The 4690-nt window shown below is 60.1% G+C and carries 4 protein-coding genes; all 4 read left to right on the forward strand.

Annotation, left to right across the window (positions count from 1 at the left end; translation table 11 throughout):
• Positions 1 to 83: 83 nt before the first annotated feature.
• Positions 84 to 1085 carry a DctP family TRAP transporter solute-binding subunit gene (locus tag ABZD10_RS13850; RefSeq protein ID WP_372887346.1) on the forward strand — a complete coding sequence of 334 codons (1002 nt, stop codon included), beginning with the start codon at positions 84 to 86 and terminating at the stop codon, positions 1083 to 1085.
• Positions 1086 to 1179: 94 nt separating this feature from the next.
• Positions 1180 to 1845 carry a TRAP transporter small permease gene (locus tag ABZD10_RS13855; protein WP_372887348.1) on the forward strand — a complete coding sequence of 222 codons (666 nt, stop codon included), beginning with the start codon at positions 1180 to 1182 and terminating at the stop codon, positions 1843 to 1845.
• Positions 1845 to 3254, forward strand: a complete 1410-nt coding sequence (locus tag ABZD10_RS13860) for a TRAP transporter large permease (RefSeq protein WP_372887350.1) — start codon at positions 1845 to 1847, stop codon at positions 3252 to 3254. The genes ABZD10_RS13855 and ABZD10_RS13860 overlap by 1 nt, the downstream gene beginning before the upstream one ends.
• 65 nt (positions 3255 to 3319) lie before the next feature.
• The coding region (locus ABZD10_RS13865; protein WP_372887352.1) for a malic enzyme-like NAD(P)-binding protein at positions 3320 to 4690 on the forward strand (1371 nt) is incomplete at its 3' end.

Raw genomic sequence — 4690 nt, forward strand, 5'->3', positions numbered from 1 at the left:
AAAAATGCTTTGCGAAATCAAACTCCGCTGACCCTACTGGTTACCCAACGTCAGCAATAGTGCTGATGCAGGAGGAGGACACTATGAAGACACTGATTGCTGCCGCAGCTTTTGCGGCCACTTGCACTATTCCCGGAGTTACATTTGCGGCCTGCGATCCTGGTGAAATCGTCATCAAGTTCAGCCACGTCACCAACACCGACAAACACCCCAAGGGCATCGCCGCATCGCTGCTCGAGCAGCGCGTCAATGACGAGATGAACGGCAAGGCCTGCATGGAAGTCTTCCCCAGCTCGACCCTTTACAACGACAACAAGGTGCTCGAGGCCATGTTGCAGGGCGACGTGCAGCTGGCCGCGCCCTCGCTGTCCAAATTCGAGAAATTCACCAAGAAGTTCCGCATTTTCGACCTGCCCTTCATGTTCAAGGACGTGAACGCGGTCGATGCCTTCCAGGCCTCGGAAAACGGTCAGGCGCTGCTGGATTCGATGCAGCGTCGCGGCCTTCAGGGCCTGGCCTATTGGCACAATGGCATGAAGCAGATGTCGGCCAACAAACCGCTGGTGTCGCCCGCGGATGCCAATGGCTTGAAGTTCCGCGTGCAATCGTCCGACGTGCTGGTCGCACAGATGGAAGCCATCGGTGGATCTCCGCAGAAAATGGCCTTCTCCGAAGTTTACGGCGCGCTGCAACAGGGTGTTGTGGATGGTCAGGAAAACACCTGGTCCAACATCTACGGCAAGAAGTTCTTCGAGGTTCAGGACGGGGTGACTGAAACCAACCACGGCATCATCGACTATCTGGTGGTGACCAGTGTCGACTGGCTGGAAAGCCTGGACGCCGATGTGCGCGACCAGTTCCTGACCATTCTGGGCGAGGTCTCCGCGACCCGCAACGCCGAGTCGACCGCGGTAAACGAGAAAGCCAAACAGTCGATCATCGAGGCCGGCGGCACCATCCGCAGCCTGACCGCCGAACAGCGCCAGCAATGGGTCGACGTGATGAAGCCGGTCTGGGCCAAATTCGCCGATGACGTGGGTCAGGACAACATCGACGCGGCGCAGGCGATCAACGCCGGCCTTTAATCTGAAACCGGTGCGCAGCACGCGCACCGCTTGGGGCGGCTCAGAGCTTGTTGGGCCGCCCCGTCGCTCAAAACAAAAAACGGGTCACTGGGACATGCAACATAAGCATTCATTTGTGGACCGGATCGAGGAGACGCTGATGGCGCTTCTCATTGGGCTGATGACGTTGATCACTTTTGCCAATGTCATCGCCCGGTTCGGGTTCAACTCAAATATTCTCTGGGCGCTGGAACTCACGGTGTTCATGTTCGGCTGGCTGGTCCTGCTGGGCGCCCCCTACGCGGTCAAGAAACACAGCCATCTCGGCGTCGATGCAATCCTCAATATGGTGTCGCCCGGCGTGGCACGGCTGATGGGGATCTTCGCTGTCGCCTGCTGTCTGCTGTTTTCGGTCTTCATGATGAAGGGCGCCTATGACTATTGGGCCGTCTTTGCCGATCTGCCGCCCACTTCGGGGCGCTGGTTCCCGACCGGCTTCGAAGACAACTTCCGCAGCCAGTCGTTCTACGAGGTGCAGGACGTGCCGATGATCGGTCTCTTCTCGTTCTTGGAAGATCTGATCAACTACGGCGAGTCCTACGAAAAACTGCCCAAAGTGGTGCCCTATGTGGTGCTGCCGGTGTCGATGGGGCTGCTGTTGTTCCGGTTCTGTCAGGCCGCGATGCAGATCGTGCGCGGCGATGTCGATCGTCTCGTCGCCAGCCACGAAGTCGAAGATGAAATCGCGGAAGTCCGTGAACAGCTTGGAGAGCATGACTGATGGATATCGTTCTACTTTTTGGCATGGTGATCGGCCTGCTGCTGATCGGGGTGCCCATTGCCGTCAGCCTGGGTCTGTCGTCGATCCTGTTCCTGCTGTTCTATTCCGACGCCACGCTGGCCTCGGTTGCGGGCACGCTGTTCGAAGCCTTCGAAGGGCATTTCACCCTGCTGGCGATCCCGTTCTTCATCCTGGCCTCGTCCTTCATGAGCACCGGCGGTGTGGCGCGGCGGATCATCCGCTTCTCCATCGCCTGCGTCGGCCATCTGCCGGGCGGTCTGGCCATCGCCGGCGTCTTTGCCTGCATGATGTTCGCCGCCCTGTCGGGCTCGTCCCCGGCCACGGTGGTGGCGATCGGCTCGATCGTGATCGCCGGCATGCGCGAAGTCGGCTATACCAAGGATTTCGCCGCCGGGGTGATCTGTAACGCCGGCACGCTGGGCATCCTGATCCCGCCCTCGATCGTGATGGTGGTCTATGCCGCCTCGGTCGAGGTTTCGGTGGGCCGGATGTTCCTCGCCGGTGTCATTCCGGGCCTGATGGCCGGGTTCATGCTGATGGTGACCATCTATGTCATCGCCAAGGTCAAGAACCTGCCCAAGGGCGAATGGAAAGGCTGGGAGGAAGTCTGGACCTCGGGGCGCGAAGCCGGCTGGGGCCTGTTCCTGATCGTCATCATCCTGGGCGGCATCTATGGCGGCATCTTCACGCCGACCGAAGCCGCTGCCGTGGCCGCCGTCTATGCCTTCCTGATCGCCTGTTTCATCTACAAGGACATGGGACCGCTGGCGGGGGCTGCCGCCGGTGTCTCGGCGAGCAACCTGGTGGCGTCGACCGGCGAAAAGGGCAGCCTGCTGAAGAAGCCGCAAGCGCTGCTCACCGCCTTTGTGCACCCGGACACCAAGCACACGCTGTTCGAGGCCGGCAAGCTGACCGTGACGCTCTTGTTCGTGATCGCCAACGCGCTGATCCTGAAACATGTGCTGACCGAACAGCAGGTGCCGCAGCATATCGCCGGCGCCATGCTGTCGGCGGGCTTTGGTCCGATCATGTTCCTGATCGTGGTCAACGTGATCCTGCTGATCGGCGGCCAGTTCATGGAGCCCTCGGGCCTCTTGGTGATCGTGGCGCCGCTGGTGTTCCCGATTGCCATCGAACTGGGCATCGACCCGATCCACCTTGGCATCATCATGGTGGTCAACATGGAGATCGGGATGATCACGCCACCCGTGGGGCTGAACCTCTTCGTGACCTCCGGGGTGGCGGGCATGCCGATGATGAGCGTGGTGCGCGCCGCACTGCCCTTCCTGGCCGTGCTCTTCGTGTTCCTGATCATGGTGACCTATATCCCGTGGCTGTCGACCTTCCTGCCCAATACCTTCATGGGGCCGGAAATCATAACCAACTGAGTTGGAAACACGAGGGCAGCGGCGCTGCTGCTGCCCTCATCCCATGGATTTGGAGACTTTGAGATATGTCCACCCAATTGGAGCGTGATGCGCTCGACTATCATTCGTCCGACCCCAAGGGTAAGCTGCAGGTGCTTCCGACAAAGCCGATGGCGACCCAGCAGGACCTGGCGCTGGCGTACAGCCCGGGAGTGGCCATTCCCTGCGAGAAAATTGCAGAAGACCCGCTCAGGGCGCTGGACTATACCATGCGCGGCAACCTTGTTGCGGTGATCACCAACGGCACGGCGGTTCTGGGTCTGGGCAATATCGGCGCTCTGGCATCAAAGCCGGTGATGGAAGGCAAGGCCGCACTGTTCAAGAAATTCTCGGGCATCGATGTCTTTGATATCGAAGTGGACGAGACCGATATCGACGCCTTTTGCAACGTCGTGGCTCCGCTGGAGCCGACCTTCGGCGGCATCAATCTGGAAGATATCAAAGCCCCGGAATGCTTTGAAATCGAGGCGCAGCTGCGCGAACGCATGAATATTCCGGTGTTCCACGACGATCAGCACGGCACCGCGATTGTGTCGGCCGCCGCCGCCCTGAACGCGCTGGAACTGGTCGACAAGAAAATCGAAGAGGTCCGGATCGTGGCCAATGGTGCCGGCGCCGCGTCGCTGGCCTGTCTCGATCTGCTCGTCAGTTTTGGCGCCCGCAGGGAAAACATCATCGTTTGTGATCGCACCGGGGTCATCTTCAAGGGCCGCGCCGAAGGCATGGACCCTTACAAGGAACGGTTTGCCAACGACACTTCAGCGCGCACGCTGGCAGAGGCCATGGTCGGCGCAGACGTGTTTCTGGGCCTGTCGGCGGGCAAGTCGGTCACCGCCGAAATGGCCGCCTCGATGGCCGCCAATCCGCTGATCATGGCCATGGCCAACCCCGAGCCGGAAATCCGCCCCGAACTGGTGGCCGAGGTGCGCTCGGATGCGATCTGCGCCACCGGGCGCTCTGATTATCCGAACCAGGTCAACAACGTGCTTTGTTTTCCTTTCATCTTCCGTGGCGCGCTGGATTGTGGCGCGACCGAAATCAACGAAGAGATGAAGATGGCCTGTGCCAAGGCCATTGCCAATATGGCACGAGTCGAGGCGTCTGACGTGGTGTTGCAGGCCTATGGCGCAGACAACATGAGCTTTGGTCGCGATTACATCATTCCCAAACCGTTTGATCCGCGTCTCATTCTGGAGATCGCGCCGGCGGTGGCTCAGGCGGCGATGGAAACCGGGGTGGCGACCAACCCGATCAAGGACATGGAGGCCTATCGCGAGAAACTTTCGCGCTTTGTTTACCAGTCGGGCATGCTGATGAAGCCGGTCTTTGAAAAAGCCGCCCGCGCGCCCAAACGCGTGGCCTATGCCGAAGGGGATTCCTCGCGGGTTCTTCATGCG

Source organism: Shimia sp. (genome assembly GCF_041624275.1).
Classification (GTDB): domain Bacteria; phylum Pseudomonadota; class Alphaproteobacteria; order Rhodobacterales; family Rhodobacteraceae; genus Shimia.

Bases quoted from the DNA above. Each gene is read 5' to 3' on its own strand.
- ABZD10_RS13855 (WP_372887348.1), top strand. From the start codon at position 1,180: ATGCAACATAAGCATTCATTTGTGGACCGGATCGAGGAGACGCTGATG.
- ABZD10_RS13850 (WP_372887346.1), top strand. From the start codon at position 84: ATGAAGACACTGATTGCTGCCGCAGCTTTTGCGGCCACTTGCACTATT.
- ABZD10_RS13860 (WP_372887350.1), top strand. From the start codon at position 1,845: ATGGATATCGTTCTACTTTTTGGCATGGTGATCGGCCTGCTGCTGATC.